The organism is Terrabacter sp. 05T424 (assembly GCF_056396225.1).
Map to the genome: position 1 here is coordinate 112,214 of NZ_JBFTLB010000008.1, position 14,678 is coordinate 126,891.

Consider the following 14,678-nt stretch of genomic DNA (forward strand, 5'->3'; position numbering starts at 1 on the left):
AACGATGCCCGAGAGTTTGAGGAAGTAGACACCGTGCAGCGCTTCATGCTCCACTCGAAGATCCACCGAGCCAAGGTCACGCAGGCCGATCTGCACTACGTCGGCTCGCTCACCATCGACCGCGACCTGCTCGACGCGGCCGACCTGTGGCCGGGCCAGCAGGTCGACGTCGTCGACGTCGACAACGGAAACCGCCTGACGACGTACGCCATCGAAGGCGAGCGAGGCACCGGGATCGTCTGCATCAACGGCGCCGCAGCCCGGCTCATCGCTCCCGGTGACACCGTCATCATCATCGCGTACGCCGCCATGGACGACGCCGAGGCGCGTACGTTCGAGCCGCAGGTCGTCTTCGTCGACGACCACAACCGGGTGGTCGAGGTGGGGCACGATGCAGGTGACGTCCCCGACGGCTTCGGCCTCATGACGTCCGCCGTCACCGACCGGCACCACGACTACCAGGACTGAGAGGCCACCGTATGCCGCAGAGCGGGCTCCCCGACGTGACCGTGTCGCGGCGGCTGCGCGCGCTGGCGCCCGGTTGGACGACCACCGCCGACGTCATCGTCGTCGGCTCGGGCATCGCCGGCCTGACCACCGCCCTGCGGCTGCGACGCCGGGTCGACCGGGTGCTGCTCGTGACGAAGACGGTGCTCGACGAGGGCTCGACCGCGTGGGCCCAGGGTGGCATCGCCGCCGTCATGTCGCCCGAGGACAGCCCCGGTGAGCACATCCACGACACCCTCGTCGCCGGCGTCGGTCTGTGCGACGTCGACGCGGTCGAGGCCCTCGTCACCGAGGGCACCGACGCCGTCTGGGACCTCATCGCGCTCGGGGCCGACTTCGACCGCGGTGACAGCGGCGACCTCTCGCTGACCCGCGAGGGCGGCCACCACCGCGACCGCATCCTGCACGCGGGTGGCGACGCGACCGGCCGCGAGATCAGCCGCGCCCTGATTGCCGCGCTCGACCGCGTGCGCGACGACCCCGGCATCGAGGTCATCGAGCACGCGCTCGTCGTCGACCTGCTCACCGACGCCGACGAGCGGGTCTGCGGCGTGACGCTGCACGTCATCGGCGAGGGCCAGGTCGACGGGGTCGGTGCCGCGCACGCGCGCGCCGTCGTGCTCGCGACCGGGGGGCTCGGGCAGATCTACGCCTCGACGACCAACCCGTCCGTCGCGACCGGCGACGGCATGGCCGCGGCGCTGCGTGCCGGAGCCGTGCTCGCCGACCTCGAGTTCGTCCAGTTCCACCCGACCGTCCTGTGGCTCGGCGAGGGCTCGCGGGGCCAGCAGCCGCTCATCAGCGAGGCCGTGCGCGGCGAGGGCGCGTTCCTCGTCGACGAGGCGGGCGACCGGTTCATGCAGGGCCAGCACCCGCTCGCCGACCTCGCGCCGCGAGACGTCGTGGCCCGCGCCATCATCGCCCGGATGCGCGAGACCGGCACCGACCACGTCTACCTCGACTGCCGGCACCTCGGCGCCGAGTTCCTCGAACAGCGCTTCCCGTCCATCGTTCAGCGTTGCCGCGAGCTCGGCTTCGACCCGGCCACCCAGCTGCTCCCGGTCGCCCCCGCCCAGCACTACGCCTCGGGCGGCGTGCGCACCGACCTGCGCGGCCGCACCTCCGTCGAGGGGCTGTACGCGTGCGGCGAGACCTCCTGCACGGGCGTCCACGGCGCGAACCGCCTGGCGTCCAACTCGCTGCTCGAGGGCCTCGTCTTCGCCCGCCGCATCGCCGACGACCTTACGGCCCGGCTCGGCGCCGGCGAGCTGCCCGAGACGGCACCGGTCGAGCCCGCGGGCGAGCCGGAGCTGATCCGCGGCAAGCGGCGCCTCGACGTGCAGCGCGCCATGACCTCCGGGTCGGGCACAGTGCGATCGGCGTCGTCCCTCGCCTCGACCCAGGCAGCCCTCGCCGAGATCGCGGCCCGTGCCGTCACCGACGACGCCGAGAAGCAGGGCGGGCCCAAGAGCTGGGAGGCCACCAACCTGCTGCACCTCGGGCGAGCGCTCACGTATGCCGCCGCGCTCCGTGAGGAGACACGCGGCGGGCACGTGCGCGAGGACTTCCCGGCCCGCGACGACGAGCACTTCCTGCACCACGTGCACCTGCGGCGCAACGCGTCAGGCGTGGTCGAGGCCGAGGTGGTGCCGGTGCCGCAGTCGAACCTCGTCGGGCTCGATCTTGACAACACGGCTGCTGCCGAATCGGCTGTGGCACACGACGACTCACGGATGGAGGGGCGCCGGTGACAACCGACGGCCTGAGTGGCTTCCCGCTGGACTGGGCCCGCGAGCTCGTCACCGTCGCGCTGCGCGAGGACCTCGGTCCCGACGGCCTCGACGTGACGACCCTCGCCACGATCCCTGCCGACCAGGTGCGCACGGCCGAGATCGTGGCGCGTGCGCCCGGTGTCCTCGCCGGTGTGCCCGTCATCGGTCTCGTGCTCGCAGCGGTGGCCGAGAAGCTCGGGCGGGAGGCGCCGGCCGTCGACGTGGTCAACGACGACGGCGCGCGGCTCGACCGCGGCGACGTCATCGCGCGGCTCACCGGCACGACCCAGGTCATCCTCGTGTCCGAGCGCACCATCCTCAACGTCCTGAGCCGGCTGTCGGGCGTCGCCACCCACACCCGCCGGTGGGCCGACGCTCTCGAGGGAACGTCGACGATGGTGCTCGACACCCGCAAGACGACACCGGGGATGCGCTGGCTGGAGAAGTACGCCGTGCGCTGCGGCGGCGGCACCAACAAGCGCATGGGCCTCTACGACGTCGCGATGATCAAGGACAACCACAAGCTGGCAGCGGGCTCGGTCGCGGCGGCATACGCCCTCGTGCGTGAGCGCTTCCCCGAGGTGGACGTCCAGGTCGAGGTGACGACTCCCGCGGAGGCGCAGGAGGCCTACGACGCGGGCGCCCGCTTCATCATGTGCGACAACATGTCGGTCGAGGTGCTGCGCGAGACCGTCGACCTGTTGCGGGCGGCGGGCGAGCCGGTCGAGATCGAGGCCACGGGCGGCCTCACGGTCGAGGTCGTCGCCGACTTCGCGGCCACGGGCGTGGACTTTGTCTCCGTCGGCGGCCTCACCCACAGCTCGCCCATCGTCGACATCGCCCTCGACCTCACCGACTGAACCGTCGAGAGGCCAAGTTTGGCTGCCTCTCACCCGTCGAGAGGCCACTGTTCGTCGCCTCCGCGCAGTCGAGAGGCCACGGTTCGTCGCCTCCGCGCAGTCGAAAGGCCGCGAGTGGGCTGCTTGACCCGGGGCTGCGCTGTGATGGCGGGCGTACCCTGCGACGAAGGAGGGTGACGTGGGTGTTGTCGACGAGATGGTCCGCGCCAGAGCCGAGTTCGAGCGCGGGGAGTGGGCTGCCGCGCTGGAGCGGTGGTCGTCCCTCGATCCGGACGGGCTGACCGCCAGCGACCTCGAGTCCGCCGGGTCGGCCGCGCAGCTGCTCGGCCGTCCGGGCGATGCCGTCGACCGCTACCGCCGCGCCTTCGAGGTGCGTGCCGCCGCGGGCGAGCGCGAGCGGGCCGCACGCTGCGCCTTCCACCTCTCGATGGTGCACCGGATGACCAGCGACCACGCGACCGCGTCGGGCTGGCTCGCTCGTGGTGAACGGATCGTGGCCGAACTGCCGCCCGAGAGCCTGGAGGCCGGCTACCTGACCTTCTCCCGGATGTTCGTGCACCTCGGCCAGGGCGACTTCGCCGCGGCCCTGGGCTGCGCCGAACGGGCGACCGAGGCCGGACGCCGGCACGGCGACCAGGGCCTGGTCGCCGTCGGTCTCTGTGCCCAGGGACGCATGGCGATCTACAGCGGTCGCGTCGCGGCCGGCATCTCGCTCCTCGACGAGTCGATGCTCGAAGCGGCCGGCCAGACCTTCGAGCCGATCCTGCTCGGCAACGTCTACTGCACCGCCATCGAGGGCTGCCAGGAGGTGTCGGACCTGCGCCGCGTGGAAGCCTGGACCCAGGTGCTCCAGCGTTGGTGCGAGCGGCAGCCGGGCCTCGTCACCTTCACGGGCCAGTGCGCGCTGCACCGCGGGCAGGTCATGATGGCGCGCGGGGCGTGGGACGAGGCCGAGGAGGAGCTCTCGGCCGCGATCGACCGCTACCGGCTGGGCGGTGCCTTCCCGGCCATCGGTCTGGCCGCGATGGAGCTCGGCGACCTACGACGCCTGCGCGGCGACCTCGCGGGCGCCGCTGACGCGTACGGGCTGAGCGCCGAACAGGGCCACGACCCGCAGCCGGGTTCGGCGCTGCTCTGGCTGGCGAGCGGTTCCGAGACTTCGGCCGAGGGCGCCGCGCGTCGCCTGCTCGCCGAAACGCATACAGCCGTGGGGCGTACGCGTGTGCTCCCCGGCGTCGTCGCCGTACTCCTCGCGGTCGGCGACCTCGAGACGGCGCGCGGCTGCGCCGGCGAGCTCGACGCGTACGCACGCTCCTTCGGCTCGGACGTGCTCGCGGCGCGGGCGGCGTATGCCGGTGGGCTCGTCGAGCTGTCAGCGGGCGATGCGGCAGGCGCCCTGCCCTACCTGCGCAGGGCGCACCAGAGCTGGGTTCGTCTCGACGTGCCCTACGAGGCCGCTCTCGCGCAGGCTGCCATCGGGAGGGCGCTGCTCGCGCTCGGCGACGGCGAGTCCGCCCGCCGTTCGCTCGCCTCGGCCCGAGAGGTCTTCGTGTCGGTCGGTGCCCAGCCGGACGTCGATGCGGTTGGTGCGATCACCGTGCGCGACCGAACAGCCCGGCAGGCGCATCGTATAGCCGGTCTGAGCGAGCGCGAGGTGGAGGTGCTGCGGCTCGTGGCCGCCGGCCTGAGCAACGCGCAGATCGCAGCCGAACTGGTGCTGAGCGACCGAACAGTGGCCCGACACCTCAGCAACATCTTCACCAAGCTCGGCGTCGGGAGCCGCACTGCCGCAGCGGCTTTCGCCTTCGAAAACCACCTTCTCTGACGCCCGACACCTCACGTCCAGGCCGTCATGGGTGTGGTGGAAGAGGGAACCGTGGCTGCCCGCCCCATGATCTGCGCGGCGACGTGTGCGGCGTCGCGACCCACGCCGGGCAGCACCATGGAGGCGAACGCGTACTGGAAGGCCAGCCCGCAGAAGAAGAGGCCCTCGACGTCCTGTGCCACACCTCGGTACTCCCGCGGCCAGCCGTCGTCCCCGAGGATCGGCAGGTCGATCCAGTCGAACCGTGGTGCGAAGCCGGTGGCCCAGATGATGTTGGCGGCCTCGATGACGGTGCCGTCGGCAAGCGTAGGAAGCCCTCGCGTGACGCCGACGACCCGGTCGGTGTGCCGTTCGACCCCGCGGGCCGCGAGGTCCTCGCGCTTGACGCGCAGCATCGGACCGCCGTGGTGACGGATCTCGTCCATGGCCTTGCGCCCCATCGGTGTTCGACGGGTGAGCACGTGCCGCCACGCGAAGAGCAGGAACGGGAAGACGACGTGGACGGCACGCGAGTCCCAGCGCACCGCGATCTGGCCACAGTCCCGGCCGGCCAGCACGGTGGGCCGGTCCTGCGCGAGCTCGTAGGCGATGTCGCAGCCCGAGTGCGAGGCGCCGACGACGAGGACGGAGCCGTCACGCAGCTGGCCCGGGCGGCGGTACTCGCTCGAGTGCAGCTGGAGGATCGACGGGTCGAGGTCGGCGCCGAAGGTGGGCACGACCGGTGTCCGCCCGAAGGTGCCAGTGGCGACGACGACGTTGCGGCACAGGATGTCGCCGTGGTCGGTGGTCAGGACGAACCCGTCGCCACCCGCGGCCGAGGTCAGGCGCTCGACACGCACCCCGAGCCGCACCGGCAGTCGGAAGTGGGCGACATACGACTGGAGGTAGGTGGCGACCTCGTCCTTGCCGGGGAACGCCCGGGGGTCCCCGGGGAAGGGGAGCCCCGGCAGCGAGTCGTGCCGGGCGGCGGTGTAGAGGCGCAGCGAGTCGTACTGCTGGCGCCAGCCGTCGCCGATGGCCTGGTTGCGTTCGAGCACGATGCACTGGTGGCCGCGGCTGACGAGCTCGCGCGCGGTGGCGAGGCCGGCCTGTCCGGCGCCGATGATGACGGTGTCGATGGTTTCCATGGTGTCCTCCCGGTGGTCAGCTCCTGTGGTCGTGGAGCCACGGTAGGAAGGCGCGCCGGTGCGTCGCGTCGGTCAGGATGACCATTCGTGAAGAGGTGCGATGGGCTGAAATGACCATCCTCGGGCGGCCACGAGTGGCCTCTCGACGTGCGGGAGGCGGCGAACTCTGGCCTCTCGACGGGTCAGGGGCGGCGAACTTTGGCCCCTCGACGGGTCAGGGGCGGCGAACTTTGGCCTCTCGACGGGTCAGAAGCGGCGGTGCCAGAGGTTGACGGCGTAGTCGACGCCCGTCGCGTCGGGGTGCTCGGCGAGGATGAGGTCGGCGTGCTCCGGCGCGAACTCGATGCCGACGACGGCTTCGAAGTCCTCACGCGAGTCGAAGTCCCACCGGATGCTGAGGCGTTCGCGCTGCCAGCCCTGGCGCTCCCAGAACCGCTCGACGGCGCGCGGGTCGTAGGACGGCAGCGCGCGCCGGAACCACGTGCCGAACGTCGACCGCGTCGCGTCGTTGTCGATGACGAACGCCGCTCCGCCGGGGCGCATGACGCGGTTGAGCTCGGCGAGGCCCGGCTCTGAGCCCGGCCCGAAGAAGTAGGACCACCGGGCGTGCGCGACGTCGAACGACGCGTCGGGCACGCCGATCGCAGCCGCGCCCTCCTCACGGACCGATATGGACGGCATACCCGAGACGCGTTGTGCGGCAAGGGCGGCCAAGGGTGGGTGCGGCTCGACGCCGGTGACGGACCGGGCCGTCGTGGCGAAGAACGGCAGGTGGAAGCCGGTGCCGCAGCCGATGTCGACGACGTCGAGACCGGCCCAGTCGAGCACCGAGCGCATCGCGTCCTCGATGACGTGGTCGCGGTCGACGCCGCGGTTCTCGACCTCGTAGACGTCAGGCGTCTCCCAGATGTTGGGGGAGGGGATGATCCCGGACTCGTCGCTCATGTGTTCCGCTGCGCCTCGATCGTGGCGGGGTGCACGAGCAGCGGCAGCAGCTTGCGCACGCCCCGCGCGCGGACGGCCTTGACCTGCGCCAGGTGCGCCTCGGCTCGGATGGCCAGCTCGGCGTAGGCGAGCGGGCCCATCAGCTCGGTGAGCTCGGGCGCGTTGGAGCGGTAGACCGGCTCGCGACCCACGTGGGCCTCGGGGTTGCCCGAGCAGTACCAGTCGAGGTCGTGGCCACCGGGTCCCCAGCCGCGGCGGTCGTACTCTGTGATCGTCACCTCGAGGTAGCTCGAGTCGTCAGGCAGCTCGACGGTGCGGAAGGTGCGGCGGATCGGCAGCTGCCAGCACACGTCGGGCTTGAGGGTGTGCGGCTCGACCCCGGTGAGGACCGCGTGCTGGTGCAGCGCGCAGCCGGCCCCGGCGGGGAAGCCCGGACGGTTGAGGAAGATGCAGGCGCCGTCGACGACCTTCGTCTTGCGCGCGCCGTCCTCCTTCTCGGTCCAGTCGTCCTTGCTGCCGGTGGCCGTGCCGACGGCGTGGTACTCCCACTCGTCCTCACCGAGCTCGTCGACGGCCTTGGCGACGCGTTTCCAGTCGTCCTTCTCGGTGAAGTGGGCGCCGAGGGTGCAGCACCCGTCGTCGGGGCGGCCGGCGTAGATGCCGTGGCAGCCGCTGCCGAAGATGCACGTCCAGCTGCTCGTCAGCCACGTCAGGTCGCAGCGGTAGCGCTGGTTCGCGTCGGCGGGGTCGGTGAACTCGACCCAGACGCGAGGGAGGTCCAGAGGTGCTTCAGCCACCGGCACACCTTATGCCGCAAAGGTTCGCGACGCGTGGGAGGCGCCCACGTGGTGGAAGCCCCTACGCTGGTCGGGGCGTCCAGGTCGCCACCGGTGCGCGGGAAGGGGCTCAGCCTCCCTGGTGGCACGACGTCTGCGGTCCGACCTCCTTTCGGCCCGACCAGCGCACAGCGGGTACGACGAGAGGAGGCCGTCATGGCCCTGTCCCTGCCCGGCAACCCCGACCTCGAGCGGTTCCGACGCGATGCGAGGCGGCTGCAGCGCGCTGTGCGCTCCGCCGACCCCACGGCCTTGGCGTATGCCGCCAGGCACCATCCCGAGGGCGCGCCGTCCGACCCCGCCACCTTCGCCCTGGGCGACGCGCAGCTCGTCGTCGCGCGCGCGTACGGGCTGGCGAGCTGGCCGGGGCTGCGCGCCTACCTCCGCGCGGCCGAGCCCCTGAGCCGGGACCGGGCGGCCCTCGACTCGACGCCAGAGGACGTGTCCGGCGGAGCCGAAACGGCTTCTGCAATAGCCGCGCTCGCGTGTCTGACCTGCACCGATCGGGACGAGCCGGCGCGATGGGCACGGGCTGCAGACCTCCTCGCGGACAGCCCTGCCCTCGTGGACCGCAGCATCGTCGTCGCCGCAGTCGCGGGCGATGCCGAGGCGGTGCTACGGCACCTACGGGCCGACCCGTCGGCGGTGGACCGCGACGGCGGCCCGTTCCGGTGGGTCCCGCTGCTCTACGTCGTCTACTCCCGGATGCCGCAGCACGACCCCGTCGCGACGGCGCGCGTCCTTCTCGACGCGGGGGCCGACCCCGACTCCGGCTACCTCTGGCAGGGGCTGCCGACGGCGTTCACGGCGTTGACGGGCGTCTTCGGCGAGGGAGAGGCGGGTCCGTCGCGCTAGCCGCGGCACCCGCAGTGGCGGCCACTCGCCGAGCTGCTCCTCGAGCGCGGCGCCGACCCGGACGACCGGCAGGCGCTCTACAACCGGATGTTCAACCGCGACGACAGCCACCTCGAGATCCTCCTCGCCCGCGGCCTCGGGCACCCGGCGTCGGAGGTGTGGGCGCGACGAACGGGCGAGCCCGCCGAGACGATCGACGAGATGGTCGGGCGGCAGGTCGGCTGGGCGCGGCAGCACGGCTTCCGGCACCGGCTGGCCCTGCTCGCCGAGCACGGCCTCGTGCCGGACGAGCCCGTGAGTGACGGGTCCGCGAGCGACGGGCCGACGGACATCCACCTGGCGGCGACGCCTGATGCCGTGCGGGCCGCCGTCGCCGCAGGTGCCGACGTCGACGCGCGACGGGGCGGACGCACGGCGCTGCACCAGGCCGCCTTCATGGACGACGTCGAGCTCGTGAGCGCCCTCCTCGAGGCGGGCGCCGACCCGGAGGCACGGGACCACGAGCACCGCACACGACCTATGGAGTGGGCCCGCTGGGCGCGAGCCGCCGCTGCCGAGCGTGTGCTCGAGCCGGTGACGCTGCCCGACGAGCACCCTGACGCCTGAACGGTTTGCCCGGGCCGGAGCTGATGGTCCGACCCGGGCCCCGCACACGGTCAGTGCGACGCGGCGGTGCTGTCGCGGTGGTGCATGCGGGTCACCTGGAGGTCGGCGGCACCGACGAGGAACGTGACGGCGCCGACGATCCAGGCCGTCCACGCCATCGGACGAGTGCCGCTGAACCCCATGACCCACGGCGCGACGATGAACGCCACGCCGATCAGGGCCGTGAGGCCCTCGAGCGGGATCAGGTCGGGCCGCACCAGCTCGGCGACCGCCGCGAGCGCCGCGATGGCGCCGAGGACGATCATCGTCGTGGTGGCCCGGGTGGTGGTTGTCGTCCAGATGGGTGACAACGCTGCGTAGATGCCCGCGACGAGCGGCAAGGCATCCTGCGGATGCGTCCATCGGTTCATGGTCGCATCGACCCTCTTTCACGTGGGTCCGTCGATCCTTGTGGCGGACCGGACACCTCGATTGTCGGACGCCGCGGACGGCCGGTCAACGGGTCCGAGGTGCACCCGGTGACGACTGTGGCGGCATACGGTGTCCTCATGACGACGCGCGACGCCGTGCGGGCGCGAGGGCGGAGGCCCGGCGGTGAGGACACCCGCTCGGCGATCCTCCATGCGGCGCGAACGTCCTTTGCCGCCAAGGGATACGACAAGACCAGCCTGCGCGGCATCGCCCGCGAGGCGGGCGTCGACCCGGCTCTCGTGCACCACTACTTCGACGGCAAGGCGGCGCTGTTCGCCGAGACCCTCGACGTGCCCGTCAACCCGACCGAGCTGATCGAGCGCATCACGGCCGGCGACGTCGACCGACTGGGCTGGCGCATCGTCGAGACGTTCCTCGGGGTGTGGGAGCCGCCCGAGCGACGGGACGCGCTCATCGCCCTGGTCCGGTCGAGCATGACGAGCGAGGAGGCGGCCCGGATGCTGCGTGAGTTCCTCGGTCGCGAGGTCTTCGGCCGCGTCGCGGCATCGACCGGGGTGGCCGACCCGCAGCTGCGCGGGGCGCTCGCGGCCTCCCAGATGATCGGTCTCGTCGTCGCGCGCTACGTGATCAAGGTCCCGGCACTCGCCGAGGCGACCCGCGAGCAGCTCGTCGAACGCATCGGACCGGTTCTCCAGCACCATCTCGTGGACAGCGGGCCTGGAGCGGAGTAGATTTCATCACATGATGAATAACAGTGGACCGGCAGTGGCCGTGAGCGGTCTGCAGGTCATCCGCGGCAAGCGCCGCGTGATCCCTCGGCTGGACCTCGAGATCCCGTCCGGCCAGGTCGTCGGGCTCCTGGGGCCTTCGGGCTCGGGCAAGTCCACCCTGATGAGGTGCATCGTCGGCGTGCAGGTCATCGAGGCCGGCACCGTCACCGTGCTCGGCCACCCGGCCGGATCACCCGTGCTCCGCGACGAGGTCGGCTACGTCACCCAGAGTCCCAGCGTCTACGCCGACCTCACCGTCCGCGACAACGTCGCCTACTTCGGGCGCGCGGTGGGCCTGCGCGGCCAGGAGCTGCGCGACGCCGTCGACCGCACGCTCGCCGAGGTCGACCTCGAGTCGCACGCCGAACAGCTGGTGCAGGACCTCTCGGGCGGTCAGGAGTCGCGGGTCTCCCTCGCGGCGGCGCTCGTCGGCCGACCCACCCTCCTCGTCCTCGACGAGCCGACCGTGGGCCTCGACCCGGTGCTGCGTCGAGACCTCTGGGCGCTCTTCCGTCACCTCGCCGAGCGGGGGCACTCGCTCGTGGTCTCGAGTCACGTCATGGACGAGGCCACTCGCTGCGACCGGCTGGTGCTGCTGCGCGAGGGGCAGGTGCTCGCCGACGTCACGCCCGACGAGCTGCTGGCCCGCACGGGCGCGGCCGACGCCGACGCCGCCTTCCTCGCCCTCATCGACGCCGAGGCCGCCCGCACCGGCGCCGCCTCGGCCCCCTCCGACAGGAGCGCATCGTGAACCCCGGCCTCACCACCGCCACCTCCGGACGCGTCCTGCGCCAGGTCCGCACCGACCACCGCACCATCGCGCTCATCATCGTCGTCCCGTGCGTCCTGCTCGGCCTGCTCGCCTGGATCTACAACGGCACCCCCGTCTTCGATGCCATCGGTCCCGCCCTGCTCGGCGTCTTCCCAATGGTCGTCATGTTCATCGTCACCTCCGTGGCGACGCTCCGCGAGCGGCAGTCGGGCACGCTCGAGCGACTGCTCACGACCCCCATGGGCAAGGGCGACTTCATGCTTGGCTATGCCGCGGCCTTCGGCGCGCTCGCCGTCGTGCAGGCTCTCGTGGCAACGGGATTCGCCGTCTGGGTCTGTGACCTCCAGGTCGCGGGTCCACTCTGGCTGCTCATCGTCGTGGCGGTCTTCGACGCCGTGCTCGGCACCGCCCTCGGCCTGCTCGCCAGCGGCTTCGCCCGCACCGAGTTCCAGGCGGTGCAGTTCATGCCCGCCTTCCTGCTGCCGCAGTTCCTGCTGTGCGGCCTGCTCATCGCGCGCGACGAGCTGCCGACCGTTCTCGAGTGGATCTCCAACGTGCTGCCGCTGTCGTATGCCGTCGACGCGATGAAGGAGATCGCCCGCAACCCCGACCCGGTCACCACCGTGCTCACCGACCTCGGCATCATCGCGGCCTTCATCGCCGGGGCCCTGGCCCTCGGCTCGCTTACCCTCAGTCGCCGCTCCGCCTGACGGCATACGGGCCCCACCCTCACGTGCCGAGCGCGGCCTTCGATGGCGAACGCGCCGGTATAACACGCAGTTCGCCACCGAACGCCGCGTTCGAGCCGGGTGGAAGCGGCGGTCAGCGGCCCACGGCGGCGCGGGAGTGCCGAAGGGCCGGACGATAGGGTCGGGCCATGCGCCTTGGCGTCATCGACATCGGGTCCAACTCGGTCCACCTGCTCGTCGTCGACGCGCACCCCGGCGCGCAGCCGCTGCCGGCGTTCTCGCACAAGACCGAGCTGCGCCTTGCCGAGAGCCTCGACCCCGACGGGCGCGTCGGCGAGGCCACCGCCGACCGCCTCGTCTCGTTCATCCGCGAGTGCCTCGTCGTCGCCGAGGACCAGGGGGTCAGCGACCTGTTCGCCTTCGCCACGTCCGCGTTGCGCGAGTCGCCCAACGGCGAGGCCGTCATCGACCGGGTGCGCCACGAGACCGGTGTCGAGCTCGAGGCCCTCAGCGGCACGGACGAGGCGCGGATGACCTTCCTCGCGGTGCGCCGCTGGTTCGGCTGGTCGAGCGGTCGCCTGCTCGTCGTCGACATCGGGGGCGGTTCGCTCGAGCTCGCGGGCGGCCTCGACGAGGAGCCCGATGTCGCCTTCAGCCTGCCCCTTGGCGCGGGACGCTTGACCCGCGAGCGCCTGCCGGGCGACCCTCCCACCGAGTCCGCCGCCCGGGAGGTCCGCGCCCACGTGCGCGCCAGCCTCGCCGAGCGCGTACGCCCACTGCTGGCTTCCGGGGTCCCTGACCGTGCCGTGGGCACGTCCAAGACGATGCGGTCGCTCGCGCGCATCGCGGGTGCCGCGCCCCGCGACGATGGCCCGTTCGTGCCGAGGACATTGTCGCGCAACGACCTTCGCGGGATCGTCCAGCGGCTCGCCGGCCTCGACTCCGTCGCTCGCGCGCAGCTGCCGGGCGTCTCCGAGGGGCGCGCGCACCAGCTGTATGCCGGAGCCCTGGTGGCCGAGGCCGCGCTCGACCTGCTCCAGGTCGAGCGCCTCGACATCTGCCCGTGGGCCCTGCGTGAGGGGCTCATCCTCCGGAGGCTCGACCACCTGACCTCGTGACGTGGCACCGGCGTGCGGCCGCCCGGACGCCGTGTCGGACAATGGCCGCATGACGATCCGGGTCGGCCTGTCGACCGCCTCGCTCTACCCCGACAACGCGGCCACCGCCTTCGCGACCGCCGCGCGGCTCGGCTACGACGCGATCGAGGTGATGGTCTGGACCGACCCGGTGACCCAGGAGGCCGGCGCCCTGCGCGCCCTGTCCGAGCTGCACGGGCTGCCCGTCGTCTCGATCCACGCACCGACGCTCCTGCTGACCCAGCGCGTCTGGGGCGCCGACCCGTGGGGGAAGGTCGACCGGTCGATCGAGCTCGCCCTCGAGGTCGGCGCGAGCACGGTCGTGCTGCACCCCCCGTTCCGCTGGCAGAAGGAGTATGCCGCCGGGTTCGTCGACGGGATCGCCCTTCGCGAGCACGACCACGGCATCACGCTCGCCGTCGAGAACATGTACCCGTGGCGCACGGCGCGCCGTGAGGTCATGGCCTACCTCCCGCACTGGGACCCTGTCGACCAGCCCTACGACAACGTGACGCTCGACCTGTCGCACACGGCGACCGCCGGCTCAGACGCCCTGGAGATGGCGCAGCGACTGGGCTCCCGGCTGGCTCACCTGCACCTGGCCGACGGGCTCGGGTCGTTCCTCGACGAGCACCTCGTGCCCGGCCGTGGCACCCAACCGTGCGCCGAGGTGCTCGAGCACCTCGCCGACACCGCCTGGACCGGAGATGTCGTCGTGGAGGTCTCGACCCGCAAGGGTGACCGCGAGCAGCGCGAGGTCGACCTCGCGGCCTCACTCGCCTTCGCCCGCCTGGCGCTCATGCCCACGCGGGGGTCCAGCCGCATCTGACGCGGGCCCGCAGGTCCTGGCCGCAGACCGACCCCGACGGCCTAGTGATCGGTGGCCTCGAGGCCCCAGGCGTTCGCAGCGGCTGCCATGTGGGCCGACAGCACGACGCGGGCGCGGTCGGGCTCTCCGGTGCGCATGGCGTCGATGATGGGTTGGTGGTGACTCTTCGCCATGAGCGAGCCGGAGACCTCCTCGGGCTGGGCGAGAACCGAGATCCGCATGAGGTCCTTGATGCTCGTCCACATCGTCAGGAGCGTCTCGTTGCCGGACAGTCGGCAGAGCGCCTCGTGGAACCCGAGGTCGAGCTCGAAGCGCTCCGCATAGGTCATGCCCGGTGCGCCCTCGGGGAGCAGCTTCTCCAGCTCGTCCGTTTTGGCCGCCGCATCGGCTGCCCGCAGGATGATCGCGATGGCCTGCCCCTCCAACGCGGCGCGGACCTCGTAGAGCTCGGTCACCTGACGGGGGCTGAGTCTGCGCACGTGCAGGCTGCTGCGCTCGGACCCCTCCAGCAGGCCACTGTTGTGGAGGGTCCGCAGGGCCTCTCGGACGGTGCCGCGACTCACACCGAACTCGGCGGCGAGCTCGACCTCCGCAAGCTTCTCTCCGGGCGCGAAGGCGCCGCCCAGGATCGCTCTGCGCAGCTGCTCGAGCACCTGCTCACGCAAGGTGCGGTTGACGATACCCATGGCCATGTCTCATCTGCCTCTCATGGAACGT

16 protein-coding genes are annotated in these 14,678 nt (G+C 71.9%); 11 read left to right on the forward strand and 5 right to left on the reverse strand.

Features of this window, described 5'->3' with window-relative positions:
• The first annotated feature begins 33 nt into the window (after window positions 1-33).
• The 4 genes from panD to AC1DE0_RS17065 all read left to right on the forward strand — a co-directional run bounded on the left by panD (window position 34) and on the right by AC1DE0_RS17065 (window position 4,964).
• Window positions 34-468, forward strand: a complete 435-nt coding sequence (gene panD / locus AC1DE0_RS17050; RefSeq protein WP_478102766.1) for an aspartate 1-decarboxylase — start codon at window positions 34-36, stop codon at window positions 466-468.
• An 11-nt stretch (window positions 469-479) separates the two neighbouring features.
• Window positions 480-2,258: an L-aspartate oxidase gene (locus AC1DE0_RS17055; RefSeq protein ID WP_478102768.1), complete on the forward strand. Its 1,779-nt coding sequence runs from the start codon at window positions 480-482 to the stop codon at window positions 2,256-2,258.
• The gene (nadC, locus tag AC1DE0_RS17060; protein ID WP_478102770.1) at window positions 2,255-3,139 is read left to right on the forward strand and encodes a carboxylating nicotinate-nucleotide diphosphorylase; all 885 of its coding nucleotides are present in this window, start codon (window positions 2,255-2,257) and stop codon (window positions 3,137-3,139) included. Before AC1DE0_RS17055 ends, nadC begins: the two co-directional genes overlap by 4 nt.
• Window positions 3,140-3,317: 178 nt before the next feature.
• On the forward strand, window positions 3,318-4,964 hold the full coding sequence (locus AC1DE0_RS17065; RefSeq protein ID WP_478102772.1) for a LuxR C-terminal-related transcriptional regulator: 1,647 nt from the start codon (window positions 3,318-3,320) through the stop codon (window positions 4,962-4,964).
• A gap of 11 nt (window positions 4,965-4,975) precedes the next feature.
• Here AC1DE0_RS17065 and AC1DE0_RS17070 read toward each other — a convergent pair whose 3' ends face one another.
• The 3 genes from AC1DE0_RS17070 to AC1DE0_RS17080 all read right to left on the reverse strand — a co-directional run bounded on the left by AC1DE0_RS17070 (window position 4,976) and on the right by AC1DE0_RS17080 (window position 7,833).
• On the reverse strand, window positions 4,976-6,091 hold the full coding sequence (locus AC1DE0_RS17070; protein ID WP_478102775.1) for a flavin-containing monooxygenase: 1,116 nt from the start codon (window positions 6,089-6,091) through the stop codon (window positions 4,976-4,978).
• Between the two features lie 246 nt (window positions 6,092-6,337).
• The gene (locus AC1DE0_RS17075; RefSeq protein ID WP_478102777.1) at window positions 6,338-7,036 is read right to left on the reverse strand and encodes a class I SAM-dependent methyltransferase; all 699 of its coding nucleotides are present in this window, start codon (window positions 7,034-7,036) and stop codon (window positions 6,338-6,340) included.
• The gene (locus AC1DE0_RS17080) at window positions 7,033-7,833 is read right to left on the reverse strand and encodes a DUF3109 family protein (RefSeq protein WP_478102780.1); all 801 of its coding nucleotides are present in this window, start codon (window positions 7,831-7,833) and stop codon (window positions 7,033-7,035) included. The genes AC1DE0_RS17075 and AC1DE0_RS17080 overlap by 4 nt, the downstream gene beginning before the upstream one ends.
• Window positions 7,834-8,028: 195 nt before the next feature.
• Here AC1DE0_RS17080 and AC1DE0_RS17085 point away from each other — a divergent pair, with 195 nt between their 5' ends.
• Both AC1DE0_RS17085 and AC1DE0_RS17090 read left to right on the forward strand, forming a co-directional pair.
• Complete coding sequence (locus AC1DE0_RS17085) at window positions 8,029-8,727, forward strand: MurR/RpiR family transcriptional regulator (protein WP_478102784.1); 699 nt, start codon at window positions 8,029-8,031, stop codon at window positions 8,725-8,727.
• 87 nt (window positions 8,728-8,814) lie between these two features.
• On the forward strand, window positions 8,815-9,333 hold the full coding sequence (locus tag AC1DE0_RS17090) for an ankyrin repeat domain-containing protein (protein WP_478102786.1): 519 nt from the start codon (window positions 8,815-8,817) through the stop codon (window positions 9,331-9,333).
• A 50-nt stretch (window positions 9,334-9,383) separates the two neighbouring features.
• On the opposite strand, the gene AC1DE0_RS17095 is transcribed toward AC1DE0_RS17090, so the two are convergent.
• The gene (locus AC1DE0_RS17095; RefSeq protein ID WP_478102788.1) at window positions 9,384-9,743 is read right to left on the reverse strand and encodes an SPW repeat protein; all 360 of its coding nucleotides are present in this window, start codon (window positions 9,741-9,743) and stop codon (window positions 9,384-9,386) included.
• 138 nt (window positions 9,744-9,881) lie between these two features.
• Between AC1DE0_RS17095 and AC1DE0_RS17100 the strand changes: the two genes are divergently transcribed.
• From AC1DE0_RS17100 to AC1DE0_RS17120, 5 genes are all read left to right on the forward strand, one after another.
• Window positions 9,882-10,496: a TetR/AcrR family transcriptional regulator gene (locus AC1DE0_RS17100; RefSeq protein ID WP_478102790.1), complete on the forward strand. Its 615-nt coding sequence runs from the start codon at window positions 9,882-9,884 to the stop codon at window positions 10,494-10,496.
• Between the two features lie 10 nt (window positions 10,497-10,506).
• The gene (locus tag AC1DE0_RS17105; RefSeq protein ID WP_478102794.1) at window positions 10,507-11,286 is read left to right on the forward strand and encodes an ABC transporter ATP-binding protein; all 780 of its coding nucleotides are present in this window, start codon (window positions 10,507-10,509) and stop codon (window positions 11,284-11,286) included.
• Window positions 11,283-12,017, forward strand: a complete 735-nt coding sequence (locus tag AC1DE0_RS17110; protein ID WP_478102797.1) for an ABC transporter permease — start codon at window positions 11,283-11,285, stop codon at window positions 12,015-12,017. Before AC1DE0_RS17105 ends, AC1DE0_RS17110 begins: the two co-directional genes overlap by 4 nt.
• Window positions 12,018-12,184: 167 nt before the next feature.
• A complete protein-coding gene (locus tag AC1DE0_RS17115) occupies window positions 12,185-13,114 on the forward strand; it encodes a Ppx/GppA phosphatase family protein (protein ID WP_478102800.1) in 930 nt (309 codons plus the stop codon).
• Between the two features lie 49 nt (window positions 13,115-13,163).
• A complete protein-coding gene (locus AC1DE0_RS17120; RefSeq protein ID WP_478102802.1) occupies window positions 13,164-13,961 on the forward strand; it encodes a sugar phosphate isomerase/epimerase family protein in 798 nt (265 codons plus the stop codon).
• A 41-nt stretch (window positions 13,962-14,002) separates the two neighbouring features.
• On the opposite strand, the gene AC1DE0_RS17125 is transcribed toward AC1DE0_RS17120, so the two are convergent.
• Window positions 14,003-14,647, reverse strand: coding sequence for a GntR family transcriptional regulator (locus AC1DE0_RS17125; RefSeq protein ID WP_478102804.1), 645 nt, complete (start codon window positions 14,645-14,647; stop codon window positions 14,003-14,005).
• Window positions 14,648-14,678 lie beyond the last annotated feature (31 nt).